At 44.3% G+C, this 25902-nt stretch carries 23 protein-coding genes; 11 read left to right on the top strand and 12 right to left on the bottom strand.

The genetic code is table 11. The annotated features are described in order from the left end of the window. The first annotated feature begins 202 nt into the window (after positions 1-202). The 5 genes from BM415_RS03315 to BM415_RS03295 all read left to right on the top strand — a co-directional run bounded on the left by BM415_RS03315 (position 203) and on the right by BM415_RS03295 (position 6446). Entirely contained in the window at positions 203-1570 is a 1368-nt protein-coding gene (locus BM415_RS03315) for a YheC/YheD family endospore coat-associated protein (RefSeq protein WP_091154567.1), read from the top strand. A gap of 25 nt (positions 1571-1595) precedes the next feature. Then, complete coding sequence (locus tag BM415_RS03310; RefSeq protein WP_091154564.1) at positions 1596-2696, top strand: YheC/YheD family endospore coat-associated protein; 1101 nt, start codon at positions 1596-1598, stop codon at positions 2694-2696. A gap of 122 nt (positions 2697-2818) precedes the next feature. Next, on the top strand, positions 2819-4192 hold the full coding sequence (locus BM415_RS03305; RefSeq protein WP_091154561.1) for a YheC/YheD family endospore coat-associated protein: 1374 nt from the start codon (positions 2819-2821) through the stop codon (positions 4190-4192). Further along, positions 4084-5298, top strand: a complete 1215-nt coding sequence (locus tag BM415_RS03300; RefSeq protein ID WP_348272320.1) for a YheC/YheD family endospore coat-associated protein — start codon at positions 4084-4086, stop codon at positions 5296-5298. The genes BM415_RS03305 and BM415_RS03300 overlap by 109 nt, the downstream gene beginning before the upstream one ends. A 38-nt stretch (positions 5299-5336) precedes the next feature. Further along, entirely contained in the window at positions 5337-6446 is a 1110-nt protein-coding gene (locus BM415_RS03295) for a YheC/YheD family endospore coat-associated protein (protein WP_091154559.1), read from the top strand. 136 nt (positions 6447-6582) lie between these two features. On the opposite strand, the gene BM415_RS03290 is transcribed toward BM415_RS03295, so the two are convergent. Beyond that, positions 6583-7233: an HAD family hydrolase gene (locus tag BM415_RS03290; RefSeq protein WP_170862469.1), complete on the bottom strand. Its 651-nt coding sequence runs from the start codon at positions 7231-7233 to the stop codon at positions 6583-6585. Positions 7234-7627: 394 nt separating this feature from the next. Here BM415_RS03290 and BM415_RS03285 point away from each other — a divergent pair, with 394 nt between their 5' ends. After that, positions 7628-10276 carry a cation-translocating P-type ATPase gene (locus tag BM415_RS03285; protein ID WP_091154555.1) on the top strand — a complete coding sequence of 883 codons (2649 nt, stop codon included), beginning with the start codon at positions 7628-7630 and terminating at the stop codon, positions 10274-10276. Positions 10277-10326: 50 nt separating this feature from the next. Here BM415_RS03285 and yfkAB read toward each other — a convergent pair whose 3' ends face one another. Genes yfkAB through BM415_RS03270 form a run of 3 tightly spaced genes read right to left on the bottom strand, consistent with a single transcriptional unit; the run spans position 10327 to position 14146 of the window. Further along, a complete protein-coding gene (yfkAB, locus tag BM415_RS03280; RefSeq protein ID WP_091154552.1) occupies positions 10327-11472 on the bottom strand; it encodes a radical SAM/CxCxxxxC motif protein YfkAB in 1146 nt (381 codons plus the stop codon). A 54-nt stretch (positions 11473-11526) separates the two neighbouring features. Then, entirely contained in the window at positions 11527-12651 is a 1125-nt protein-coding gene (locus BM415_RS03275) for an HD-GYP domain-containing protein (protein WP_244533128.1), read from the bottom strand. Positions 12652-12703: 52 nt separating this feature from the next. After that, positions 12704-14146 (bottom strand): bifunctional metallophosphatase/5'-nucleotidase, encoded by a 1443-nt coding sequence (locus BM415_RS03270; RefSeq protein ID WP_091154550.1) that lies wholly within the window; start codon positions 14144-14146, stop codon positions 12704-12706. Between the two features lie 177 nt (positions 14147-14323). Here BM415_RS03270 and moaD point away from each other — a divergent pair, with 177 nt between their 5' ends. Both moaD and BM415_RS03260 read left to right on the top strand, forming a co-directional pair. After that, positions 14324-15055 carry a molybdopterin converting factor subunit 1 gene (gene moaD, locus BM415_RS03265; RefSeq protein WP_091154548.1) on the top strand — a complete coding sequence of 244 codons (732 nt, stop codon included), beginning with the start codon at positions 14324-14326 and terminating at the stop codon, positions 15053-15055. A gap of 86 nt (positions 15056-15141) precedes the next feature. Then, positions 15142-16188 (top strand): HD-GYP domain-containing protein, encoded by a 1047-nt coding sequence (locus BM415_RS03260; protein ID WP_091154545.1) that lies wholly within the window; start codon positions 15142-15144, stop codon positions 16186-16188. A gap of 244 nt (positions 16189-16432) precedes the next feature. Here BM415_RS03260 and sufB read toward each other — a convergent pair whose 3' ends face one another. The 7 genes from sufB to BM415_RS03225 form a co-directional block, all read right to left on the bottom strand. Further along, complete coding sequence (sufB, locus tag BM415_RS03255) at positions 16433-17830, bottom strand: Fe-S cluster assembly protein SufB (RefSeq protein ID WP_091154543.1); 1398 nt, start codon at positions 17828-17830, stop codon at positions 16433-16435. A gap of 20 nt (positions 17831-17850) precedes the next feature. Next, positions 17851-18282, bottom strand: a complete 432-nt coding sequence (gene sufU / locus BM415_RS03250; RefSeq protein ID WP_091154541.1) for a Fe-S cluster assembly sulfur transfer protein SufU — start codon at positions 18280-18282, stop codon at positions 17851-17853. Beyond that, positions 18272-19495 carry a cysteine desulfurase gene (locus tag BM415_RS03245; RefSeq protein ID WP_091154538.1) on the bottom strand — a complete coding sequence of 408 codons (1224 nt, stop codon included), beginning with the start codon at positions 19493-19495 and terminating at the stop codon, positions 18272-18274. The genes sufU and BM415_RS03245 overlap by 11 nt, the downstream gene beginning before the upstream one ends. Beyond that, positions 19492-20793 (bottom strand): Fe-S cluster assembly protein SufD, encoded by a 1302-nt coding sequence (gene sufD, locus BM415_RS03240; protein WP_091154536.1) that lies wholly within the window; start codon positions 20791-20793, stop codon positions 19492-19494. The genes BM415_RS03245 and sufD overlap by 4 nt, the downstream gene beginning before the upstream one ends. Positions 20794-20819: 26 nt before the next feature. After that, positions 20820-21602 (bottom strand): Fe-S cluster assembly ATPase SufC, encoded by a 783-nt coding sequence (gene sufC / locus BM415_RS03235; RefSeq protein ID WP_091154533.1) that lies wholly within the window; start codon positions 21600-21602, stop codon positions 20820-20822. 388 nt (positions 21603-21990) lie between these two features. After that, on the bottom strand, positions 21991-22461 hold the full coding sequence (locus BM415_RS03230; protein WP_091159021.1) for a Dps family protein: 471 nt from the start codon (positions 22459-22461) through the stop codon (positions 21991-21993). Positions 22462-22819: 358 nt separating this feature from the next. Further along, positions 22820-23122 (bottom strand): YunC family protein, encoded by a 303-nt coding sequence (locus BM415_RS03225; protein ID WP_091154530.1) that lies wholly within the window; start codon positions 23120-23122, stop codon positions 22820-22822. A 263-nt stretch (positions 23123-23385) separates the two neighbouring features. Between BM415_RS03225 and BM415_RS03220 the strand changes: the two genes are divergently transcribed. After that, positions 23386-23877, top strand: a complete 492-nt coding sequence (locus BM415_RS03220; protein WP_091154529.1) for a hypothetical protein — start codon at positions 23386-23388, stop codon at positions 23875-23877. 53 nt (positions 23878-23930) lie between these two features. Here BM415_RS03220 and BM415_RS03215 read toward each other — a convergent pair whose 3' ends face one another. Continuing rightward, a complete protein-coding gene (locus tag BM415_RS03215) occupies positions 23931-24302 on the bottom strand; it encodes a DUF423 domain-containing protein (protein ID WP_091154526.1) in 372 nt (123 codons plus the stop codon). 173 nt (positions 24303-24475) lie between these two features. On the opposite strand from BM415_RS03215, the gene BM415_RS03210 reads away from it, so the two are divergent. Together BM415_RS03210 and BM415_RS03205 are read left to right on the top strand one after the other, a co-directional pair. After that, positions 24476-24889, top strand: a complete 414-nt coding sequence (locus BM415_RS03210; RefSeq protein ID WP_091154523.1) for a hypothetical protein — start codon at positions 24476-24478, stop codon at positions 24887-24889. 149 nt (positions 24890-25038) lie between these two features. Further along, on the top strand, positions 25039-25890 hold the full coding sequence (locus BM415_RS03205) for a DegV family protein (protein WP_091154521.1): 852 nt from the start codon (positions 25039-25041) through the stop codon (positions 25888-25890). Positions 25891-25902 lie beyond the last annotated feature (12 nt).

The following is a 25902-nucleotide window of genomic DNA, read 5'->3' as shown; positions in this document are numbered from 1 at the left end:
CTGTCGATAAAGTAGTGCTGTACATGTTGCATCCATCCCCATATTTTCGTACAACAACCCAAAATTAAATCAATTTTTGCAAAAAATGGTCAATCACCAAGGGATATATGTCCTCATATGATGAAGCACATGCACTTTCTCATACTCAGCTTACATCCAAAAACGACTGACATCATGTTTGCCCCCTGGAAGGAGATCCACGATGTCCCAAAAAAAAGTAGCGATCCACATCAGCGGATCGGGCATCCTGCAGGATGACGTCGTGATGATCGGTGAGAAATTTCTAAAGCATTGGAAAATTCCTGCCGGACGTCCGCTCCAGCTTGCATTCGGAAGCTTTAAACAAGAAGTTACCATTATTTCCGTACCCAAGTTTGAAGGTATGCGAGTGAGTCCCATATTAGCCGAGCGATGCGGTCTCACTTCTCGTGCTGTTCTGAAGATCCGATATTTCGATAGCAGCCAGACATTGCGTATCGGTCCCCTCATCAGTGTCCTGATCAGTCGCGATCATCCTGATAAGCCTGATCGACCTTTCGGCTCCATCACGATGTTCTGCAGTGAACTGGTGAGAGCCTGTCAGAAACGGGGAGCATACGTGTACTTTATTACACCAGACCATATCGACTCCGTTACCGGTCAAATCGAAGGTTGGGTATATGACGAAGGCTGGAAAAAAAGGGTGATGCCCATTGCAGATGTCGTCAACAATCGACTGACTTCACGCAAGCTTGAGAACAAACCTAGCGTACAGCATTTTGTAAAGGAAGTAAAATCCCGCTACGGAACTGTAACGTATAATGAGAAGTTTCTCGACAAGAATGAAGTGTTCGAGGCGTTGAAATCGGAGAGCAGTCTAAAAAGATACTTACCAGAATCACACTCCCTCAAATCTTTTGCAGTGCTCAAAAATATGTGCCAAACGTATCCGGTTATATTTCTAAAGCCTGTTCGAGGAAGCCTAGGCAAAGGCATCATACGCATATCCAGACAATCGGACGGAACGTACATGACCCTTTCCACTAAGCTTGGCGGTGTTCAAAAGCAGGCATACCCCAGCCTGAGCAAATTATTTGCAGGATTGTCCGGAAAGATGAAGACAACCAAATACCAGATCCAACAAGGACTACACCTCATTGATATTGGCAAAAAACCGGTCGATTTCAGAGCATTGGTTCAAAAAAACCGTGCAGGTAAATGGAAGGTGACCTCCATTGTCGCCCGCATTGCCGGCGGAAGCCATTTTGTATCAAACCTCGCCAGAGGAGGCTCGCTCAGCACTGTAAGAGAGGCCGTGAACAAGAGCTTATTACCTGGTGATGCCAAAAAAAATGCTTACGTGTCTTTGCATAAGGCTGCGCTTAGTATCGCGGAGGGAATTGACGCGACCATTCCAGCGCATTTTGGGGAGCTAGGAATCGATCTTGCGATGGATTACTCGGGAAAGGTCTGGCTCATTGAAGTCAATTCTAAGCCTTCCAAGAATGACAACACGCCGCTTAATGACAATAAGATTCGGCCATCGGTCATTACCATGCTCGATTATTCCGCTTACCTTGCCGGATTCTAATAACTAGAAAGGAGGAATCAGATCCATGAAAAAGCCGCTTGGTACGCTCGGTGTACTCGTGAATGAACGAAATGGAACACCTCCATTTGCAGATGAAGCCTTCTGCAGACAGCTCTGTCAAGAAGGAGTCAACTTTGGTGTGAATGTGGTTGTGTTAACCCCCAGAAGCTCGGAGCCAAACGGCAATTATCTAGGTTATCAATATATCAAAGGCAGCTGGTTCGAGCTTCCGGTGGAACAGCCCGATCTCATCTATGATCGATGCCTGTCTCCTGTGCCCGGCATATTCAGACGAAGACTAAACAAGGCTTCGAAATCCGCTTCACACAAGGTCAGATATCTGTCCCGGAGTCTTCCGGGTAAATGGCATGTTTATAACTCCCTTCGTTTAAACGGTCTACTCAAAGAGCATTTGCCCGAAACTGCCATCTACACGAATGTAGAACAGCTAAAAAAATGGCTGCTCCGGTATCCTCAAGGTGTATTCTTGAAGCCGCATGCAGGAACACACGGCAAAAGGACGGTTCTCGTTAGTAAACAACCTGAGAATGGCAAACTCTTAATCCAGGGACGGAATCGCTCCAACCACATGTTCAATAAACGTTTTACCAATCCTGAGCTTGGACTGAGCCAGCTCCACCGTATCCTTTCCACCCGAACGTTTATCATTCAGCCGTATCTCTCACTCATGAATCAGGAAGATAAACCATTTGATCTACGTGTTCTCGTTCAGAAAAATGGCAGGGGAAAATGGAGCTTAAGCGGTCAAGCGATTCGTAAAGGCGGTCATGGAAGCCTTACTTCCAATCTTCACGGAGGCGGAAAGGCTTTGAACTGCCGCTCCTTTCTGGAAACGGAATACGGCAAGGATAAAGCTGAACTCATTATTAACAAAGCGGCTGAGCTCTCCGCCGTCATACCAGTGGTATTAGAAGGCAGGTTTGGGCGTTTAAGCGAACTTGGTATCGATTATGGGATAGACCGAGATGGGAAGCTGTGGATTATAGAAGTTAATTCCAAGCCGGGGCGCTCTTCCTTTCTACTTGCCGGTGATGTGGATAGCGCGAGTCTTGCTTACAACCGGCCTCTCGAATACGCCCGTTATTTACTGCTTCGTACCCAATAACAATAACAATAAGCAAAACGAATAAGCACACTAAAATAGCCGAATACATCCAGCACAGCTGGCCTGAGACGAAATGGCTATGCTTAAGATCAGCAGCGTTTCAGGATAGGAGGATAAAATCAATGAGTCTGACTTTGTGTAATGTGCACTTTACTAAACGGCCGGAGAAGGTCATCTATATATCCAATACGTTAATCAACAACTTCCAACTATCCGGTAAAAAAACAGTTCATGTCCGGCTTGGCAAACAGCGTATCCCTGTCCATCTCAAACCACTTAAGAAATCCGGAAAACACATCTATCTATCAAACAGCGTCCGCCACGCAATTCATATTCCGAATTCAGGCAATATTCTTATCAAAGGAGTCGAGGGGGATGAAGTTCAGCTTGGTCCGCTCATCGGCATCCTGTCCGACGGACCAACCTCTGCATCACAACCGTTCGGCTCACGAACAGGATTTGTGAAGCAATTGCTTAAGCATGGTAATCAGAATTCATATACCTTCGGATTTACACCGAGAGATATCGATTGGGCAAATGAGAGAGTATATGGTTATTTCCTGAACAGCAGCGGTGGATTCTCCAGAAAATATGTGCCGCTTCCTGACGTCGTTTATAACAGGCTGCCCAGCAGAAGATCCGACTTCTCCCAATCGACCAATCAGCTTCGCGATCGTTTTGAACGGAAGAACATCCCTTTTTTCAATTGGAGCTTCTTTAACAAATCCGATATCTATCGATTGCTGGAAAATGATCAGACTGTCAACATCTATGTACCGGAGTCGCATATGAATCCAAGCATGGATAAGATCAAGGAAATGCTGGACCGTCATCAATTTGTATATTATAAGCCTTCCGCAGGAAGTCTCGGTCAAGGTATTTTTCGCCTGACTTACTTGCCTAAGAGAGGTTATTATGCCAGGTTTAGAAAGCCAGGCGGCAATGTCCTTCTCCGGTTCACTTCGTTCAAGAAGCTTGCTACGATGCTCCAAGCCAGGCTCGGGTCCAGAACGAAGGATTATGTAGTTCAGCAAGGGATTCGGTTGATTGAAATTGATGGCTGCCCTATAGATTTTCGTTTCCACATGCATAAGAACGGGAATAACGAGTGGGTTGTTGTCGGGGTTGGTGCCAAGAAAGCCGGCAAGGGCTCAATCACCACTCACATTAAAAACGGTGGTTCCCTTATGACACCAGAACACGCTCTTAGTAAAACCTTTGGAGACCGGGCGCAAGAAATCCTGCAAAAATCTAAAAACACAGCGATTAAATTAGCTGAGGCTATCGAGTTTCATCATAAACATCTTCTCGGTGAAATCGGTTTTGATCTCGGTATTGATCAGGAGGCACAAGTATGGATGTTCGAAGCGAACGCCAAACCGGGCAGATCCATTTTTCGTCACCCATCCCTTCGGACAGAAGGGAAAGCATCGGTGGAGCATATCCTGGCGCACTGCATGTATCTGAGCAAATTCCAGAAGAAGGAAAGTTCATAATTGGAGGCAAAAAAAACGCAAAGCCAACAATCGCGATTTTAACAGTTTATGATAGAAAAAGAAAATTCCGAGGGAATCATAAAAATTTTAAAGACATTATCAAAACAGGCGAACAACTGGGGTGTCAGGTCTACGTCGTTACTGTTCGTGATCTTAACCTGTCTGCAAACTTCATTAAGGGATACAAATATAGTACAGAGCGGAAGGATTGGCTCCAAGGCAAATACCCTCCTCCCAACATTGTTTACAATCGGATTCCGCTTCGTGAAGATGAGCGCCGTCCGCTTGTGCAAAAAAAAATCAAAGAATGCATCGCCCATCCCAAGATCAAGCTGTATAACCCTTACTTTTTCAACAAATGGGATCTGTTTGAATGGCTGAGCAAAGCAAAGTCAACGAAATCATATATCCCACACACCCGGAAGCTGCAATCCAGCACAGTCATCAGCAATATTCTTAAATCACACCCTACGGTTTATCTCAAGCCAGAAAGCGGCAAGGCCGGCAAAGGGATTATGATGCTTCAATATCGCGAGGAAGATAAGCTTCCTTATAAACTCAAGATTCAGGATCATACCAAGAGCACGACCTACAAATCCTCAAATCTGGAGTCGTTATGGAAGAGAATTAAACGAAATATAAAACAAAACGAATATATTATCCAACAAGGAATTCAGCTGGCAGCTTTTGAAGGACGCCCCTTTGATCTCCGGGTTCTCGTGCAAAAAAATTCAAATGGTCAGTGGCGCATGACGGGTGTAGGAGCTCGCCTTGCCGGACGCAGAAGCATCACGACTCACGTTCCACGCGGAGGTACTATAGAAGATCCAATCCTGCTTCTCAGCAGCGTATTTGATACACAGCAGGCCAGCAATATTCTCAACGATGTAAAAAGCACCGCGTTGGAGATAGCCAGACAAATTGAAAAATCATCGGGTCACGCCTTGGGTGAAATGTCGATGGATCTTGGCATTGACCAGGACGGGGGCATATGGTTCTTTGAAGCCAACTCCAAACCAATGAAATTCGATGAGCCTGCCATTCGCAAAAGATCGCTAGAACGGTTAATCCAATACTGTACGCACCTGGCGAAACAAAATGGATAAACCATCCAAATTTTACTATCAAAGAAGGTGATCATTCTATGCCGTCACCTGTCTTAGGCATACTGACCCTGTACCTCAATGACAAAAAACAACTCGAAGAAAAGAAAATATACGAACGAATGATTTCGGAAGGCGAACGACTCGGGCTTGATGTTTATGTATTCACTCCATCCGATGTCCATCCGTCCAAAGAAATGATTCATGCCCTGATTTATGAGACAGAGCATAAACGATGGGCTCGAAAATGGAGAAAGTTCCCTGATATGATATTTGACCGGTGCAGAATCCAGCGAAGTGCCCGTTTCCAAGAGCTGAAACATTTCAGAGTAAAATATGCCCATCTCCTCTTCTTGAATCGGCCGTTACGCAATAAATGGACTATACATCAGGTGCTGCATAAGAAGCAGCGATTCAAACCCTATCTGCTGGACACCAAATTATACAGCAGTAATACAGATCTGAAGAGCATGCTCAAGAAGCACAGCCTGCTATATGTTAAACCGATTAATGGTACGGGAGGCCGCGGAATTCTCAGAATTGAACGATTGACCAGAGGCGGTCTGCTGCTCGTCCAAGGTAGAGATCATAATCGACAGATTCTAGAGCCGAGACAGATGCACTATTCGCTCCTCCCGAAGCTGCTGAAGAACTGGGGAGTAAAGAGCCGCTATATTATCCAGGAAGGGGTTCAGCTCCAGCTATCTAATGGCCGGGTACATGATTATAGGATGCTGGTTCAGAAGAATCAGGATGGGATATGGGAATTCACTGGGTGCGCGGGCCGAATCGGAGGTCACAAGAGCGTTACCTCCAATCTTCATGGCGGGGGAACGGCTATTGAAATGAACGAACTCTTGTCGCAGTGGCTTACCGATTCGGATAAGAGAGCTGAGGTTCGTTCTGCTGTTGAACAGTTTGGGGTAGATGTTGCCAAATATTTAGAAGCCACTTATGGTGCGCTATGCGAGTTGGCGCTTGACATTGCCATCGACAAAAACGGCGATATTTATCTGATTGAGGTAAATCCCAAGCCGGCCAGGGAAGTATTTGCTCAAATAGGCCAGAACGAGGTTTACAAGCAAGCGATTGTGAAACCACTGGAGTACTCCCTTTGGCTGTATAATCAGAGAAGCTTATCTTATAATTGACGTGAGTTCATCATTGATTCAGGATTTTGCATAATACCGCATATGAGAAATCCCCTTCGAAAGCTTGAAAGCAAATGACATCTTCCAAGGGAATTTCATATGCGGTTTACTCAGTTCTATAAGAAGCGAGCCCTTATTATTCAGCTTGTTTATACAAGGTCAATAATTCCGTAAAATCATTCAGAAGCGCGCTGGAGCCCTTCAGCTCATCCTCGCGTCCGAACCCCGCATATGCACAGCCGATCACCGTCTGTCCATTCTCCACACCTGCCTCAACATCAGAGGATCGGTCTCCTACCATCCAAGCCGAACGAATTTGATGCTTATCTAGCAATAGCTTGACCAAGTCAACTTTTGATGCCGTCGAATACTCTCCCGCACTATACAGATCATCGAACAGATGCGCAATACCATAAGCTTTGGCTACACCCTTTACATAATGCTCCAGTCCGTTGCTCGCAACATACAATTTAACGCCGTAATCGTGCAAAGCCTTGAGCGTATCAACAACTCCAGGATATAACACCCCTATTCCCTGTTCTAATCCCTCCAGCTCCAACTGCAGCAATAGTTCATCGGCTCGCAGCTTCGCTGCCTCTGTCGCATTGGGTATTACCCGCTTCCATATATCAGGCAGCAGCATGCCCAGACTGCCGAGAATAATCTCTTCAGGCGGTGTCTCTCCTTGATGATGTCCCTCTTCTCTTAAAACATCAAACATTTTATGGTACACAGGAACAAGCAGCGATTCCGTTTGAAACAGTGTGCCATCCATATCAAAAATCATTGCCTCAGGTTTATTAAGTATGATATTTTTTTCCACTAGTCCGCATCCCCTATTCTATTGTGTATAAGTTTCACTATTAACGAACAGTTAAGTCGTTAGTCTCCTGTCTATGATAAGCATTCCAACTCATACATGTAAACCTTTCAATGTAAAATTTCAGGCATACTTCCGACTATTCTGTGTGCCGAATGCTCGTATTATACCTCAGTTTGATCTTTCAACTTAAAGAAAAAAGGGTATATATATTGGCGAAGGATGGCAAAGGATAAGGAAAGGAGAAACGGGAGAAATTATACTTGTCAAGCTCTCTTATAGTTCTAGATTCCACATACATATGCGGGCTTTAGGAGCAGGAGCACATACTTAAATAGAGAACAGAAAGGAGTTTAACCGCTTGAAATACTACCAGATAGACAAAGAGGAAGTACTTAGAGAAGTGAACAGCAGCCTGGAGGGCCTGTCGAAGAATGAAGCACAGAAGCGGATTGAAACAACAGGATACAACGAACTGAAGGCAAAGGATCGAGACCCTATCTGGAAGTTGTTTGTAGAAAACTTCAAAGACCCTATGGTTATCGTCCTGCTGATAGCTGCGATTGTACAGTTGATCCTTGGACAATTCATTGAATCACTAATTATATTTCTTGTACTTATTCTAAATGCAATAGTCAGTGTTGTTCAAACTCGAAAGGCCGAGAGCTCTCTTGATGCGCTTCGTAATTTATCTGCTCCTGAAGCCAAGGTCATTCGGGGAGGTTCCAGGGTTACCATTCCAGCAAGGGAGCTCGTCCCAGGCGATATCGTCTTGCTAGAGGCAGGAGACTATGTGCCTGCAGATGGACGCATTATCGAATCCGGAAGTCTTAAAGTAAATGAGGGCATGTTGACAGGTGAATCTGAAGCCGTGGAGAAGCATACGGACCCGATCGAAGGAGATGCAGCTCTCGGTGATCGGCGTAATATGGTATTCAGCGGTGCACTGACAGTGTATGGGCGTGGAACGGTCGTCGTTACGGCAACCGCTGGCAATACGGAGATCGGTAAGATCGCCGGGCTAATTGAAACAGCAGAGATGAAACAAACGCCCCTTCAGCGCAAGCTTGATAAATTCAGTAAAAAACTCGGCGTGTTCATATTAATACTCTCCATCATTATATTCGGTGTAGAAGCTGGTCGTATCTGGCTGTCGAATGATACAGGAGATGTAACGAGTTCCATCCTTAATGCGCTAATGTTTGCTGTTGCCGTAGCGGTTGCAGCCATACCGGAAGCTCTCTCTTCCATTGTGACGATTGTACTCTCGGTGGGAACCAACAAAATGGCTAAGCAGCACGCCATTATCCGCAAGTTGCCTGCGGTAGAATCGCTCGGTTCCGCAAGTGTCATATGTACAGATAAGACCGGTACACTGACTCAGAATCGAATGACCGTTGTTGATTACTTCCTGCCTGAAGGAGCGAAGGAAGAATTTCCTGATAATCCGCAGGAATGGAACGATGCAGAACGTCGACTCCTTCATATTGCGGTGTTATGTAACGATTCTCATATTAATGAGGAAGGTAAGGAGCTTGGGGATCCGACCGAGATTGCACTGATTGCATTCAGTAACAGTAAGAACAAGCATTATCGTGAAATTCGCGATCAGTTTCCAAGAGAAGCTGAGATTCCATTCGATTCCGATCGAAAGCTGATGTCCACTATTCACACTTTTGCCGGTCAGAAAGCAATATTAACCAAAGGCGGACCTGATGTGTTATTCAGCCGTTGTAAGCATGTATTTATGAATGGGGAGCAAAAGCCGCTCACTGACGAGCTGCTCACCCAGTTCCAAGAAGCTAATGAGAATTTCTCTGAAAGAGCATTTCGAGTGTTAGCCTATGCTTATAAAACAATACCGAGTGATAAAAATGAGCTCGGTGTCGAGGATGAGTACGACCTTACCCTTGTAGGTCTGACCGCCATGATTGACCCGCCACGCGAGGAAGTGTTCGATTCGATCATTGAATCGAAGAAGGCCGGTATACGTACGGTTATGATTACAGGCGACCACAAGACGACTGCTCAGGCCATTGGGCGTGATATTGGACTTATGGATGCACATGATATCGCCGTGACAGGACAAGAGCTAGACGCCATGTCTGAGGAGGAGCTGGATCAGAAGCTTGAGAGTATATCCGTCTATGCCCGTGTTTCGCCCGAGAACAAGATAAGAATTGTACGAGCTTGGCAGAAAAAAGGAAACATTGCTGCCATGACCGGGGATGGCGTTAACGACGCCCCTGCCCTGAAGCAAGCTGATATCGGTGTTGCAATGGGCAGCGGAACGGATGTAGCCAAGGATTCCGCTGCGATGATTCTTACTGACGACAACTTTGTGTCGATTGTAAAGGCCGTCGGTGTCGGCAGAACCGTGTTTGATAATATTAAAAAAGCGATCGCGTATTTATTTGCAGGAAACTTAGGTGCAATCATTGCCATCCTGTTCGCGCTCATCGTTGACTGGATCAATCCTTTTACAGCGATACAGCTTCTATTCATTAACCTAGCCAATGACTCGCTCCCTGCCATTGCGCTTGGTATGGAAAAGCCGGAGCCGAACGTCATGTCTCGTAAGCCAAGGGACATCAACGAAGGAATTTTTGCTGGAGGTACGCTTAGTGCCGTACTCACACGCGGAATTCTTATCGGGATTGCCGTTATCACCTCACAATATATCGGACTATCCCATTCACCTGAAATGAGCGTTGCAATGGCCTTTACAACCTTAATCTTGGCCCGCACCCTGCAAACATTCGCGGCGCGCTCAACGCAGCAGACGATCTTTCAATTGGGGCTGTTCTCGAACAAATACGTCATCGGAGCTGTAGCTGTATGCTTCGTGCTGTACGGTATCACCTTGATTCCAGGGGTGCGAGGTATCTTCTCTATTCCTGATGCATTTGGCTGGAATGAGTTCTTCATCGCCGCTGGCTTATCGCTGGGTGCTGTCATACTGATGGAGATTATAAAACTTATTCGCAATACGGCAGCAAAGCGTAAATAACAAATTAAGGGCTGCCTCACCTCACGGTGTGGCAGCCCTTTTTATACATACTATCCGATTAGATTAGGAAAGGCCGTGCGGGTCTTGAAGTCAATATCCTTGTAATACATATCTCTTACGAGCAAGTTCGGTCCACAGCATTTCGCCGCATCGCAGAAACAATTAACGGTCTGATTTAACGGATGATTTGAAGTCCATTCCTCAAAAATGTCATCCAATCGTTCATTCTTGATGTTTCCGAACTCTGGAATATCCGCAAAATCCGTTACATAGACATTGCCGGTAAACATGTTCACATTGACTCGATTTCGACCGTCAGGGTCATTTCTTACCGTTACATTTGGCTCTTTATATAAGCGGGAAATAAGCCTGCGATCCTCATCTCCCCCATTGCACGCATAGAACGGTAGTGTTCCGAAGAGCATCCACATCTCCTGATCTCTCACGTCCAGCAGTCCATGAATCGCATTACGCATATCATCCAGCGATAAGACAGGCAGTGCCGCAGCAAAGTTTGAAGCATACATGGGATGAACTTCATGTCTTCTTGCTCCCATTTGTCCTATTAGCTTGTGTATTTCACCCAGTTTTTGGTGTGTACGATAATTGATCATTGATTCTGCGGAAATAAACATTCCCTGCTCGCTTAGCTTTAAAGAATTTTCCATCATACGGTCGTACATTTTGGCCGCCGTATTATAGCTGACCGGGCGATTGCTATTGGCAAATCCAACCTCATGAAAGTCAGAGGCATTCAAATAATTAAATGAAATATGCATAACATCCAGATAAGGCAGCAGCTTCTCATATCGACTGATATCCATCGTCAAATTAGAGTTGATCTGAGAGCGAATACCACGCTCCTTGGCATACTTAAGCAGAGGAAGAATCATTTCATCCACCGTTTTCTCCAAGAAACTCGGTTCCCCACCCGTCAGGCTAATCGTTTCAAGATGTTCCACCTGGTCTAAAGCCTCAATCATTTGAGACACAGGAATAGAGGGCGCCTCTCTCATAACGAGCATCTCACCGACAGCACAATGCTCGCAGCGCATATTGCATAGATGAGTGACGGTCATTTCCACGCTTGTGAGCACATGTTTCCCATATTTTCTTAACGACATAATTGGATCCCAAGGATCATATGCCGGAGAAAGCGCACGAATATTCTTCATTTCATGATTCATTAAAGTCATTTATTTCACCTTATTTTCTAATTTGGACTATGCTGTCCTACTGACCACACAACTTTATGTAAACTGTGGCTGTTCAGCTATGGATAACACCGAGGAAGACTCCCCCATAACTCCTGTAATCATCACCGATAGTCGATGAAACAGATCCAGTTCGTAAGGGACATTAAGCGTGTTGCCTTCCTGATCCATGATGATTCGAACCACCGGCCTCTGCGGTGCTTCCGAATGCAATCGTACAATGACAGCCGTTTCCCCTGTAGATAACTCAACGGTCAGACCTACGGGATATATAGCTGCATAGTCCCGAAACAATTCTAACATTTTTTGATCATACTGCGTACCCGATCCTGCAAAAAGCATTTCGACCGCTTGATGAGGAAGAAGAGCGTTCTGATAAATTCGGTTTGTCGTCATCGCATCATAAGAATCGGTTAATGCGATTAGTTTGCCGTAATCATGAATATCGGGTCCCACTAAGCCCTGAGGATATCCTCTTCCATCCATTCGTTCATGATGCTGTAATGCACAATGGGCCGAAATAAGCGGGATGCCGGGTTCGTCTTTGAGAAGCTTAAATCCATAAACGGTATGATTCTTCACAATATCATATTCCTCTTTGGTAAGCTTACCCGGCTTCTGCAGAATGTGGGGAGGGATCTGGGTTTTTCCGATATCATGGAGCAAGGCTCCGAGCCCTAACTCCATCAATCTCTTGTTGTCATAACCAAGTGCCTTGCCTAACACTAACGAATAAATACATACATTTAATGAATGCTCGTATAAAGCATGGTCCATTGATTGCATCCCGGTGAGCATAATCATCACATCTTGACGAGAGCTGATATCTTCAAGAATCTTTTCCATGAGTCCTACAAATACTTTGCCCAGATGAGGATAATAGCCCCGCATCGTTCCACTGGAAGATAGTATGGAAAACTGAGTTTTGATCTCCTTCATGGCCTGTATACGGGTTTCTTCTCGCAATAATTCCGGAAATTCAATATCAACCGTATTCGGATCATGAATATACACATAGCTTAAACCTAATTGACCTAGACGATTAATCAAATTGGTGGTCAATTCAACCTGCTCGCCTAATAATATCATTCCTTCGTCATTATATATTCTTTTGCCCAGCTTCATTCCGGGCTGCAGCATATGGATGGGTATTAAACGCAAAGTAATCTCTCCTGCCTAAATCAGATGCTATTAGCGGATTTCATTTTTTTTCTTATTCAAGAATCCATCTCTGCCTCAGACATTCATCAAGCGAATTTGGTCTTTTGAGCTCCATGGCAATCAAATCACGGATAAACTCAGGTAAATGATAAGCGGGCTCTGAACCCAGCGATAGGCTGTGGTAACCTACATTGAATGTAAACATATCCAGTGTCCCCACTCGATATAACTGGTTATCATTCAGCGGAATACCTTGTATATTCAGCTCGGTAATTCGCTCATAAGGAGGTTTTGTTGGATCATAATGTACCTCTGCACCATCAATGCACAGCACTCCCAGCTGGTATCCTCGAAATCCAAAGCCTTTAAACACGAGGTCTCTATATTCCGGAATCAAGCTCTCCTCCATAGCTGTACGAAGGTCAGCTCCCTTTAATAGAATGGTGCATGCATTAATCGGTGAAGGGCACAAAGCATGCAGCATCCCCTCCGTTATATTACCTTCCTCCAGATCACCGAGCAGCTGACCTGCATTGACAACCGCCAGATCTGTACCCGTAAATTGCCTCACTGCCTGAGCTAACAAATTACCAAATGACGATTCTCTGTCCCAATGAATAGTGAGGGGGCGGTCCGTCACAGCAATGGTTCTACCTAATTTATTTTCGGCCTGTTCCCGATGTGTAATAATAGCTGCCGCCACATTTTCATGCAGAAGATGATCATCCACAGGCATGCATCCACCTGAAACCAGTTTAAAATGATCTTCCTCACTAGATCGTTCAACTGTTATTTTTCCTAGGTATTGACCATATTTCCCCGCACCGCATATGAGTGTCTTGTTTATTTCTAGTGGTTTCTCTAATACGTGATGCGTGTGACCTCCCAATATAATATCAATTCCATCTATCTCTTCAGCGATTCTCTGATCGGTTGTAATTCCCAAATGAGATAACAGAATAACGATATCTGCCTGCTCTCTTAATCCAGCTGCCTGAAGCTTTAACGTATCGATTGGATTAAGCACCTTCATCCCAAGCAGTTCATAGAACGCTCTAAACGGTGCGGTTGAACCCAATATTCCTATTCGTATGTCACCCTTTGTCAAAATAGCCGATGGCTCCATCCAGACCGGAGGCTGTCCTGAACGTTCTTCAATGAGATTACCACATACGACCTTGCATAACAGACCTGCATAAGCCTGATCAAGAATGTCTGGTGTAAATGTTAATCCTTCATTATTACCAATCGTAACTGCATCATAGCCTGTTATATTTAGGACATCTATATTTGCTCCGCCCATGGAACCCTCGGTCTCGACTGCCATCCGGTCCATGTGATCTCCAATATCCAATACCAAAATCTCTTCACCAGGTACAGCCTGCTCCCTCTCCCTTTGGATCATTGCAGCGATGGAACCCATTTTTTCAAAGTGGCTGTGAATATCATTCGTGTGAAGAATAGTCAAGGTTTGTTTATGCATTTGGTTCGTCATCTCTGTATTCCTCCTCCGGATACTTATTAGCCATAGATTGATGCGCTATATAAACTAAAGTCAGGTCATTTGCTCGTGCTGGTCCATATGGTCTATCTAAAAGATAAGAATAACATTTTCAGAAAGGATATGATATATTTAAAGGGTTTATCAATAAATCGTTCGAGGTGAAATCATTTGAAACTGTCCGTGCTATTATTTGCTGGTGTCGCAGAGAGAATTGGGCAATCCAACATTGAATTGAATATAGATCATGCAGCAACAGTAAACGAATTGAAGGAGTATCTCGCAGAGGCTTATCCTGAAGCTTCCACACTCATCCGTTCCTCCTTAATCGCTATAAATATGGACTATGCACCAGGACATGTGGTGATTAACGAAGGAGACGAAGTGGCTCTTATTCCCCCCGTTTCCGGCGGTGAAGATCACACGCATTCATCGGATTCCATTCAGCAAACCCACAGCTCTGATGATGGACTATATTCTATTGGGTATGCCCCACTATCTATAGAAGAGACTTCGGCCAAAGTCATAACAGCCAATCATGGTGCAACCTTAACCTTTATAGGAACAACAAGAGAAATGACCGGCGATCGACGCACTGTCCACCTTGAATATGAAGCTTACATACCCATGGCATTATCGACAATGAAGAAAATTGGTGATGAAATTATAGAAAAATGGCCTGGCACGCGATGTGCGATATCTCATCGATTGGGCAAAGTGGATATTGCCGAGACAAGTGTTGTGATTGCGGTATCTTCCCCCCATCGTAACGATGCCTATGAAGCGAGCCGGTACGCAATTGAGCGGCTGAAACAGATTGTCCCGATTTGGAAGAAGGAAATCTGGGAGGATGGATCAGAATGGAAAGGACATCAGACAGGGCCCTGGGACCCAGAAAAATGACTAATAATTAAAACTAGTCGTTGTCTGTCCATTTTTTTCTTGATATGATAAATTTAAAACTTTACACTTAAAGGTGGTTAATTGTCTTGAGATTACATGTCACCGACTTAAAGCCTGGTTTACTGCTTCAATCGGATACTTTTAATCCTTCTGGAGTGCAGCTGATGTCAGCAGGATCTTTACTTGATGATTCGGACATCGACAAACTGATCATGCACGGTATTGATTATGTAGACATCACAGAGCCAGCCACCCAGCCTGCACCTGTCTTCAAATCATCCCCAGGAGAATCACTGCTTAAGCTTGTTCCTATGTTCGATGAAACCATGATGGGAACAGCCTCGATCTTCAAGGAAGCTACCACATCAGGACGCTTCTCGATATCCCAGGTAGATGAACTGCTTAATCCAATGGCTGAACAGCTGGTTGAGCAGAAGGACGTCGTGTCACTTCTCCTGCTGCTTGATCGCGATGATGAGTATACTTACAACCATTCAGTCCAAGTAGGCATCCTTACATACTATATGGCTTCATGGCTCGGTTATTCTCCGGAAGATAGCTACACCATCTCCAAAGCTGGTTACCTCATTGATATAGGGAAATCAATGGTGCCTGAGAAGCTGCTTCACAAGCCCGGCAAGTTAAGTACAGAGGAATTCCGGGTTATGAAAAAACACGCTAAACAAGGTTATGATATTATATTGGAGTCTACGGGTAATGAGACACTCGCGATTCCTGCCTTGCAGCATCATGAACGAGAAGATGGCAGCGGGTACCCTTACGGATTGCGTAAGGATGATATTCATCCTTATTCCCGGATCGCAGCAGTGGCTGATGTCTATAGTGCAATGACGACTCATCGCGTGTACCAATCCAAGCAAGAGTATATATCCGTATTATGTGAACTTTATGGATTAAGCTTCGGGCAGCTTAACGCAAAAGTGACTCAGAGCTTTATCAAGCATCTCCTGCCTAATTTTATTGGCAAGCAGGTATTACTGACTTCAGGAGATACAGGTACGATTGTCATGAATAATCCCAATGATTATTTCCGCCCACTCGTCCGTTGTGGACAAGGCTTTGTGGATTTAGCTAAACAACGAGATATCGCTATTGTAGAAATCTATATCTAGAACATACCTTACATAACCCTTCAGCATTTAACAACTAGAGCTGTTTAGAAAGAGCAGTGTAGAACATACTTTCCTTAGAACATCAATCGAAGTAGAGGTCCTCCATTACGGATGGCCTCTATTTTAATTTCTCTGATTCCCCTATTGGTCTAAAGGCTAGTATCATCATATAAAAAAAAACGTGCCCAACCATAAGTGGCCAGGACACGTATTTTTTATAATCCAAATGTTGATATAGCTCTGCTTAACCGATAGAGCCTTCCATCTCGAATTTGATGAGACGATTCATCTCAACCGCATATTCCATTGGAAGTTCTTTCGTAAACGGCTCAATGAAGCCCATAACGATCATTTGTGTTGCTTCCGCTTCAGAGAGACCGCGGCTCATCAAGTAGAATAGCTGATCCTCAGATACCTTAGACACGGTAGCTTCATGCTCAAGTGTAATGTTATCGTTCATGATCTCATTGTAAGGAATCGTATCCGAAGTGGACTCATTATCCAAAATCAGAGTGTCACACTTGATGTTCGATTTAGCACCATCCGCATTGCGTCCGAAGGAAGCGAGACCCCGGTAAGTTACTTTACCACCATGCTTACTGATGGATTTGGACACAATCGTAGACGTCGTATCTGGCGCCAAGTGATGCATTTTCGCACCCGCATCCTGATGCTGACCTTTACCAGCGACAGCGATCGAGAGTACAGAGCCTTTCGCTCCGCGACCTTTAAGAACAACGGAAGGATATTTCATCGTCAGCTTGGATCCGATATTGCCATCAACCCATTCCATCGTTGCATTTTCTTCTGCAACTGCACGTTTTGTAACGAGATTGTAGATGTTCGGAGCCCAGTTCTGAATCGTAGTATAACGAACACGTGCATTTTTCTTCGCGATAATCTCAACAACCGCACTATGCAGAGAATTTGTGCTGTAAATTGGAGCAGTACATCCTTCTACGTAGTGTACGAAGCTGTCTTCGTCAGCAATAATCAGCGTACGCTCAAACTGACCCATATTCTCAGAGTTGATCCGGAAGTAAGCCTGCAGCGGAATTTCACATTTCACGCCTTTTGGCACGTAGATGAAGCTTCCGCCTGACCATACGGCACTGTTCAGAGCTGCGAACTTATTATCAGCCGGAGGAATAACGGTTGAAAAGTACTCCTTAAGAATCTCTGGATGCTCTTTCAGAGCTGTATCGGTATCCATGAAGATTACGCCTTGATCCTCAAGATCCTTCTGCATGTTGTGGTATACAACCTCAGATTCATACTGAGCAGATACCCCTGCCAAGAATTTTTGTTCTGCTTCTGGAATACCCAGTTTGTCGAAGGTTTCCTTGATTTCTGCAGGAACCTCTTCCCATGTCTTACCTTGCTTCTCCGAAGGTCTTACATAGTACTGAATATCGTTAAAATCAAGCTCGTCGAGATCGCCGCCCCAACGAGGCATAGGCATTTTCTCAAATTGCTTCAAGGATTTCAGACGGAATTCGAGCATCCATTCAGGCTCTTCCTTAATACGGGAAATTTCTCTTACAACCTCTTCCGTCAGACCTTTACCTGTTTGGAAAATGGACTTGTGCTCATCCCGGAAACCATATTTATATTCTTCCATTTCTGGCGCTTTTTTAGCCATGTGGGTCTACCTCCCTATCGTTATTGTGATTTGTGATCTTCATCTATCCCTTTGCGCAGCGCATTCCATGCAAGTGTTGCGCATTTAATGCGTGCAGGGAACTTATTTACACCGGATAGGGCTTCTATATCTTCATATTCGTCAAATTCCTGTTCCTCTCCCTGCATCAGGGAGGAGAAACGATCTGCCAGGTTCAAAGCTTCATCCATAGACTTCCCTTTGATAGCTTCTGTCATCATGGATGCGGAGGACATGCTGATCGAGCAGCCGTCTCCAGTATACTTTGCATCCTCGACAATTCCATCTTTAACTTTTAGCTGCAAGGATATCCGGTCACCGCAGGTCGGGTTGTTCAAATCAATCGTCACCGATTCACCGTCAAAGCTTCCCCGATTTCGCGGATTTTTATAGTGGTCCATAATTACGCGCCGATACAGATCATCAAGTTGCATCACCAAAATACTCCTTTGTCTGGATTAAGGCGCTCACAAGACGGTCTACGTCCTGCTCTGTATTATATAGATAAAAGCTCGCTCTTGCTGTAGATCCTACCTCAAGCCAGCGCATCAGCGGCTGACAGCAATGGTGGCCTGCTCGTATAGCAACCCCGCTTGCATCAAGCACGGTTGCTACATCGTGCGGGTGTACACCGTCAAGATTAAAGGTTACGAGCCCTACATGACGTTTCTTAGGTCCATAGACCTCAATGCCTTCGACCTCAGATATACGGCTCATTGCATAATGGGACAACTTGCTCTCATGCTGTGCGATTTCATCCATCCCTATCTCCGATAGAAAATCAATCGCTGCTCCAAGACCAACCGCACCTGCAATGATTGGAGTTCCTCCTTCAAACTTCCAAGGAAGCTCCTTCCATGTAGACTCATACAAACCAACATCATCGATCATCTCGCCGCCAAATTCGACCGGCTCCATGGACTCAAGCAGCGCCTTCTTGCCATACAGTGCACCGATACCGGTCGGTCCGCACATTTTATGTCCGGATAAGGCATAGAAATCACAGTCAAGATCTTGTACATCAACCTTCATATGAGGCGTACTTTGTGCGCCATCAACAACCATAACTGCACCATTGCGATGAGCAATTTCAGCAACTTCCTTAATTGGATTAATGACCCCAAGAACATTCGAAACATATGCCATAGAGACAATTTTCGTGTTTGGAGTGATCGTTTTTTCCACATCTGCCAGCTCGATATTGCCATCCGGCTGAAGGGGAATATATTTCAGCACAGCACCTGTTCTTATGGCAAGTTGCTGCCAAGGTATCAAGTTGCTGTGATGCTCCATAGGAGTAATCACAATTTCGTCGCCTTCGTTCAGTACAGAAGGACCATATGAGGAAGCAACAATGTTAAGCGCCGTCGTTGTACCTCTAGTAAAAATAATCTCTTGCGTTCGTTTAGCATTGATGAATTTGGCTACCTTCTCACGAGCACCTTCATATGCATCCGTAGCACGACTTCCAAGTGTGTGAACTCCACGATGAACATTGGAATTCTCCCACTCGTAGTAGCGCTTGATCGCATCAAGCACTACACGAGGTTTGTGGGAAGTAGCCGCATTATCTAAATAAACTAATGGGTGTCCGTTAATTTCCTGATGGAGGATGGGGAACTGTTCACGAATCGCCTCAGCGTTCATTGTCCCAGCTTCCTTTCAACAAGGGACTGCAGCTGCACCCGCAATTCTTCAAGCGGAATGTCGGATACGACTGGAGCAAGGAAGCCATAAATAATCAATCTCTCTGCATCCTCACGAGAAATACCGCGTGACATCAGATAGTAGATTTGCTCTTGGTTTACTTGACCTACAGACGCAGCATGACCTGCTGTTACATCATCCTCATCAATCAGAAGAATCGGGTTCGCGTCTCCGCGTGCTTTAGGACTCAGCATCAGAACACGTTCCGTTTGCTGACCATCAGCTTTTGTTGCGCCATGCTCAATTTTGGTAATTCCGTTAATGATCGCAGACGCTTCTTCGCGCATAACCGCACGAGTAATCATCTGGCTTGCAGAGCTCTTACCAAAATGCTTCGCTTGCGTAGTATAGTTCAGTTTCTGAGAACCTGCACCTACCGCAATCGTCTTCTGATCCGAATTCGATCCATTTCCTTTAAGGATAGAAAGTGTATCACTTGCTGTATTGCCCGTGTTCATTTCACCAACGATCCATTCGATCGTACCATCGTTCTCAACTACAGCGCGGCGATAAGTAATATCTGTTACTTGATCTCCGAATTGGTGAACGGTAGCAAATCGAACTTTCGCACCTGGTTTAACAAAGACTTCAGCTGCACCATTATGGAAGACGGGTGCTTCAAGATTACCGGATACATAGTTATCAACGTATACGACCGAGCTGTTTGTATCCGCAATAATGAGCACATGAGGTGCAAATGTTGCCGTTCCATCTTCAGCAAGCAAAATAGCTTGAACAGGCTTATCAATCACGACATTACGAGGCACATACAGGAATACGCCTCCGTTCCAGATCGCTGAATGCAGTGCAGCAAGCTGATGTTCGTCAGATTTAACTGCTGTGTGAAGATGACTCTTAACAAGGTCTTCATGTTCACGAACTGCCGTTTCGAGGTCTGTGAAAATTACACCTTGATCAGCAAGCTCTTTGGAAAGATTGCTATACACGACGCTGGAGCCACGTTGAATCAACAAAGTTCCATCTTGCTCATCTTTAATGAGGCTCGCAATTTCTTCGGGTGCTTCATTCAACGAAATCGCATTGCTTGTTTTATATTGTCCATACGCGGAGAGATTCCAGCGTTCAATTCTTGTTTTTTCCAGTTTTGGAAGCGCAAGGCTACCCGCAAGTTCAAGTGCTGCTTGGCGCCCTTCAGAAAGCCATGCCGGCTCATTTCTGCCTTCGGATAACGCGCGAAGCGCTTCGGAATCAACCGGAAGAATGGTTTGTGTCGTCATTTAAGATATCCTCCTCCGTTTATTCTTTACGCTTCTTGGCCAACAGTTTCGTCTTCGATTCCCAGTTCTGCTTTGATCCAGTCATAACCTTCTGCTTCAAGACGTTCTGCCAGCTCAGGACCGCCGGATTTAACGATGCGTCCTTGCATCATAACGTGTACATAATCAGGTTTGATGTAGTTAAGCAGACGCTGATAGTGAGTGATGATCAAGAAGCCGCGGTCTTCGCTCTTCATTTCATTTACACCATTCGCAACGATACGAAGTGCATCAATATCGAGACCAGAGTCGATCTCATCCAAAATAACGAGCTTCGGATCCAGCATCATCATTTGCAAAATTTCATTACGCTTCTTCTCACCGCCAGAGAAACCTTCGTTAAGATAACGATGAGCAAACTCAGGGTTCATCTCAAGCTCTTTCATTTTGCCTTCCATTTGGCGGATGAACTTGATCAGAGAAATCTCGTTACCTTCCTCACGGCGTGCATTGATTGCACTGCGCAAGAAGTCAGAATTTGTTACTCCCGCAATCTCACTTGGATATTGCATCGCTAGGAACATACCTGCACGAGCGCGCTCATCAACTTCCATTTCCAGAACGTCTTCGCCGTTCAATGTAACAGAGCCGCCTGTTACTTCATACTTAGGGTGACCCATCAGTGCTGAAGCAAGCGTACTTTTACCCGTACCATTCGGGCCCATGATCGCATGAATTTCTCCACCGTTCATGTTGAGGTTAATGCCCTTCAAAATTTCTTTTCCTTCTATTTCTGCTTTAAGTCCTTGAATGACGAAATTTGTAGCCATATGTGCCTTTACCTCCAATAGAAATGAATTTCCCACTTGAAATCATGAAGTATATTTAATAGGGTATCCCCTTGATTTCCAGCTTCACTCGATAAGTGTCACTTTATAATAATTCTAAACTGATTCTCATTGATTCTCAAGTCATTTATGTGGGAAAGTTTACAGACGCCGTAAACAACATACCCTTGTCCACACAAACTAAATAGACACAGCTTCCCGAGGTGCTTCCTAAGTGGTCCAATATTTATGAATTCTATAATAAATAAGGAGGCAAATCAAATGATCCTTCCCCCTTTCACTAAGAAATTACCAGACCTTTATTGTTCCTTCATATAATGAAAAAGTCTGGTCTTGTCGACCAGACTTTAAACTAACGAAGTTATCTATTTTATGCCAGGTAAGAGCGAAGCATCCAGATATGTTTCTCCAGATCGGCCTGGAAGCCGGTAAGCATATCTGCTGTCGGTCCATCGCCCGCTTCCTCCGCAGCTTCAATGCCTTCTACATATTCTTCGGATAGTGTCGCGAAATCCTCAATCAGATTCTGAACCATGGTCTTAGGGTCTTCGCCACCGGATGCCTCTTGAATGGAAGCCAAATCCAGGTATTCCTTCATCGTTGCTGCCGGACTTCCTTTAATAGTAAGAAGACGTTCGGCCACTTCATCCATTTGAAGAGAAACTGTATTATACAGCTCTTCAAATTTATTATGAAGGGTAAAGAAATTAGATCCCTTAACATACCAGTGATAATTGTGAAGCTTAACATACAATACGTTAAGATTCGCTACTTCACGATTAAGCAATTGCTCAATCGTTGATTTGGTTTCTGTTTTCGTTTTATTTGTTGATTTTGCCATAATGATCCCATCCTTTATCGTATATTTTATGATCTCATTATCTTTCGCCACTAGTCCTAAGTTACCCTCGTACACTTTAAATGAAACAAAAGCTGCCCAATCTGACAAAGCAAACTCCGACAAAAATATCATGATCCATCAGACTCCCCATTATGCAATAATTGCGAAAAGAAATCTTTGGCGATCTTATTGAAGGCTGGTCTTATCTTATGTAGAAACTCATCATAAAAAGCAGTCTCCTATCGACAGATACGACTCATCAGTAAAAACTACGGCATCATTGGCATCGCATCGCCCCATAGAGGACTGCTATCAAATGTTATGGTCACTTGCTCCTCATCTTACTCTAGTATACAGATCACAGCATTCTTTCCAGCGCCTCTACCCCACTCATTCCAGGAACAATTCCTAATTTCTCTGCTTCGATTGTCACAGATTCCATCGGTGCAGCAAGCAGTTCAGCAATGGTTTTCACGCCAACTGCCCGGGCTGCAATAATGTTACGTGCTGCCAAACGCTCGTTCAGCAGACTTACATCAAGCGCTCCGCACATAATGTATCCTTTTGAAGTCGAGACTGTAATCAGTGTAGTCTTAGGCAGCTTTACTTCAACTGCCACAAGGGTATGGTCTCCAACTTGAACCGGCTCCAATGTTACCATTAGTGTAACACCCCCTTCACTTCATCCGTCCCGACAGTTTATTCCTGGTTCTTCTATATGGTGTGGACAGTAGCGGATAGTCTCCATGCGCAAAGAACTATGTCTTAAAACCTATCATTACAATCCTCTTCTCATAAAAAAAACGATGTATTCGTATAAAAATGCGTCTAAGGTAGTATTCATGATTGCGTTTTGATGATATAGTTATAGAATCAATGTACATAAATATTCCATAATAAGAGCAGTGTGAGGTAAATAATATTATGAAAAATATGACGTCAGCAGACACCAATAACGAGGGCGAATTTCTTTTTAACGTTGACATTATGATCCACAGCAAGTCAAATGCCCTTGCACTGCAATCCCTTCTCGAAATGCTCAATGCACAAGATCAAATTGCAGATTTCAGAATTCAGTCCGGCATTAAACTGGGCACAAGAATTGAGCAAGCTTTGAAACAATCAGCTGTATCCGATCTAAACTTAAAACCGATTCATAAATCTGCTCCTGACTCTTCATCCGAATCGACATATAAAGAAGAAGTGGACCGCAGTCCTTCTGAGAAATGGTTTGTCACAGCCATGAAGGAAGGGCGACTGATCAGGCTCGATATACGAGATAAGACTGGAAAAGGCAAAAGCCTTCCGTGCCGTGTTCTCAATTTTGATGCGATATCCAAGCTGGTCAGCATTTATCATGTGGATGAGAAGCAGGTGTACTCCATTCACACGTCCGAGATCGAGAAATACATCTAACAGTAATCAAGAACGGCCACTCTCATCTACTGAGAATGACCGTTCCTAACCATTTATTTTTTTAATACAGAGATTATGACAAGAATCCAGCCAGTAATGAAGCAAATTCCCCCTAATGGTGTAATTGCCCCAAAAATGCCGATTCCCGTCATGCTAAGTACATATAAGCTTCCTGAGAATAATATAATGCCGATAAACAGCAGTCTTGCCGCCCATTCCAGTGCCTTCTTTGGACCAAAGCTGTTTGCCATTAGTGCAATAAGCAAAATTCCAAGCGCATGCATCATATGATATTGCACACCGGTTTCATACGTAGTAAGCCGCTCTTCACCAATAATCGGTTCAATAATATGTGCACCAAAGGCACCAATCAGGACAGATAGCATCGCTAGAATGGAACCTATGGCAATCCATTTTTTTGCCACTTGATATGTTCACTCCTCAAATGAAATGTATTCTAAATCATCTTAACCTAATCTGCACGCCGTTTACTAGTGAACATCCCTTTAACAATGTGACAGATCGGTAAGAGAATGCAGCTTGCATTTTAATTTGAATTATGGAAAAGTTAACTGTATATCTATAAAGGAGCGACTACATGGATAAGAACCCAGCACCAGATAACGAACAACTTCAAGAAGTAAACAATCCCTATGGCACTTTTCAGCCGCCTCCCGCCAAGGTCAAGCATTCGGGTCCTGGTATTGCATCTCTAATTGTTGGCATCCTCTCCTTAGTGCTTTACATCGTTGTTCTCGCCCTATCACCAGCTGCAGCAGCTGAAATACTTGAGAACCCCGATCCTGAAGCAATGCTGAACAACTTATATGTGATCGTTATCGGACTATTAATTCTTGCCAGCCTTGGATTAAATATCATTGGTGTCATTCTTTCTATTATAGGATTGGCATTAAAGAATCGGAAAAAAGCATTTCCACTGGTTGGCCTTATCTTAAATGGACTGATTCTGCTTATCGTTATTGGTTTTTTTAGCATGACAGTTGTGTTGTAGAAAAAATCTCTACATCTCTAGCAATTTCACTACCATTTTTGCTACTCATGCTAGATATGCATTATAATGTTTGAAATGAATCCATTTCATATTTGTTTTTATGACGTGATTTCGTGAAGAAGAAATTAACTTGTATAAAGGGGATTGAGATGTCGCGAATTAAAATTTTTGCGGACAGTACTAGTGATTTGCCAAAAGAATGGGTCGATCAGCATGACATTGGCATTGTCCCTCTCTATGCCGTATTCGGAGACGAGTCATTGAAGGATGGTGTAGATATCGTTCCTGAAGAGCTGTACGAGCGTGTCAAAACGGAAGGACGACTTCCGAAGACTGCAGCTCCATCACCGGCCGATTTTATGGCCTGTTTTGGCCCATACATAGAAGAAGGCTGCGATATTCTATTTATCAGCCTCTCTTCAGAGTTGTCGTCCACCTATCAAAACGCACTGTTAGCTGCTTCTGAATACCCTGATGGCAGAGTTACCGTATTTGACTCATTAAATTTATCCACAGGGATCGGTCTTCAGGTGTTCAAGGCTGTACGTGCAGTGGAAGAAGGGCTTTCCGTTCCGGAAATTGTTGACCGCCTTACCCAAATCAGACCACAGGTTGATACTGAATTTGTAATTGATACATTAGATTATCTATATATGGGTGGCCGCTGCTCGGGAATGCAAAATTTGATCGGTAGCTTGCTCAAGATTAGACCGGTCATCAAAGTAACGGATGGAAAAATGACACCTGCTTACAAAGTCAGAGGCAAGCGTGAAAAAGCGATGGATCAGATGCTGTCAAATGCGCTGAGTAAAACAGATGAAATGGACAATGATATTATTGTCGTTGTTCACTCCATGTGTGAGGATGATGCGCTTTATTTGCAAAAGGTATTGCAGGAAAAAACGAATGCCAAAGAGGTTGTGCTGGCTACTGCAGGTTGTGTTATTTCCAGTCATTGCGGACCCAAAACCATTGGAATTATCTATACAAAATCATACTAAGAGAAAGAGAAG

This window comes from Paenibacillus sp. 453mf (assembly GCF_900116105.1).
GTDB classification, from domain to species: Bacteria; Bacillota; Bacilli; order Paenibacillales; family Paenibacillaceae; genus Paenibacillus; species Paenibacillus provencensis.
Note: the sequence above shows the minus strand (reverse complement) of the source record. Positions and strands in the feature narration are given on the sequence as shown.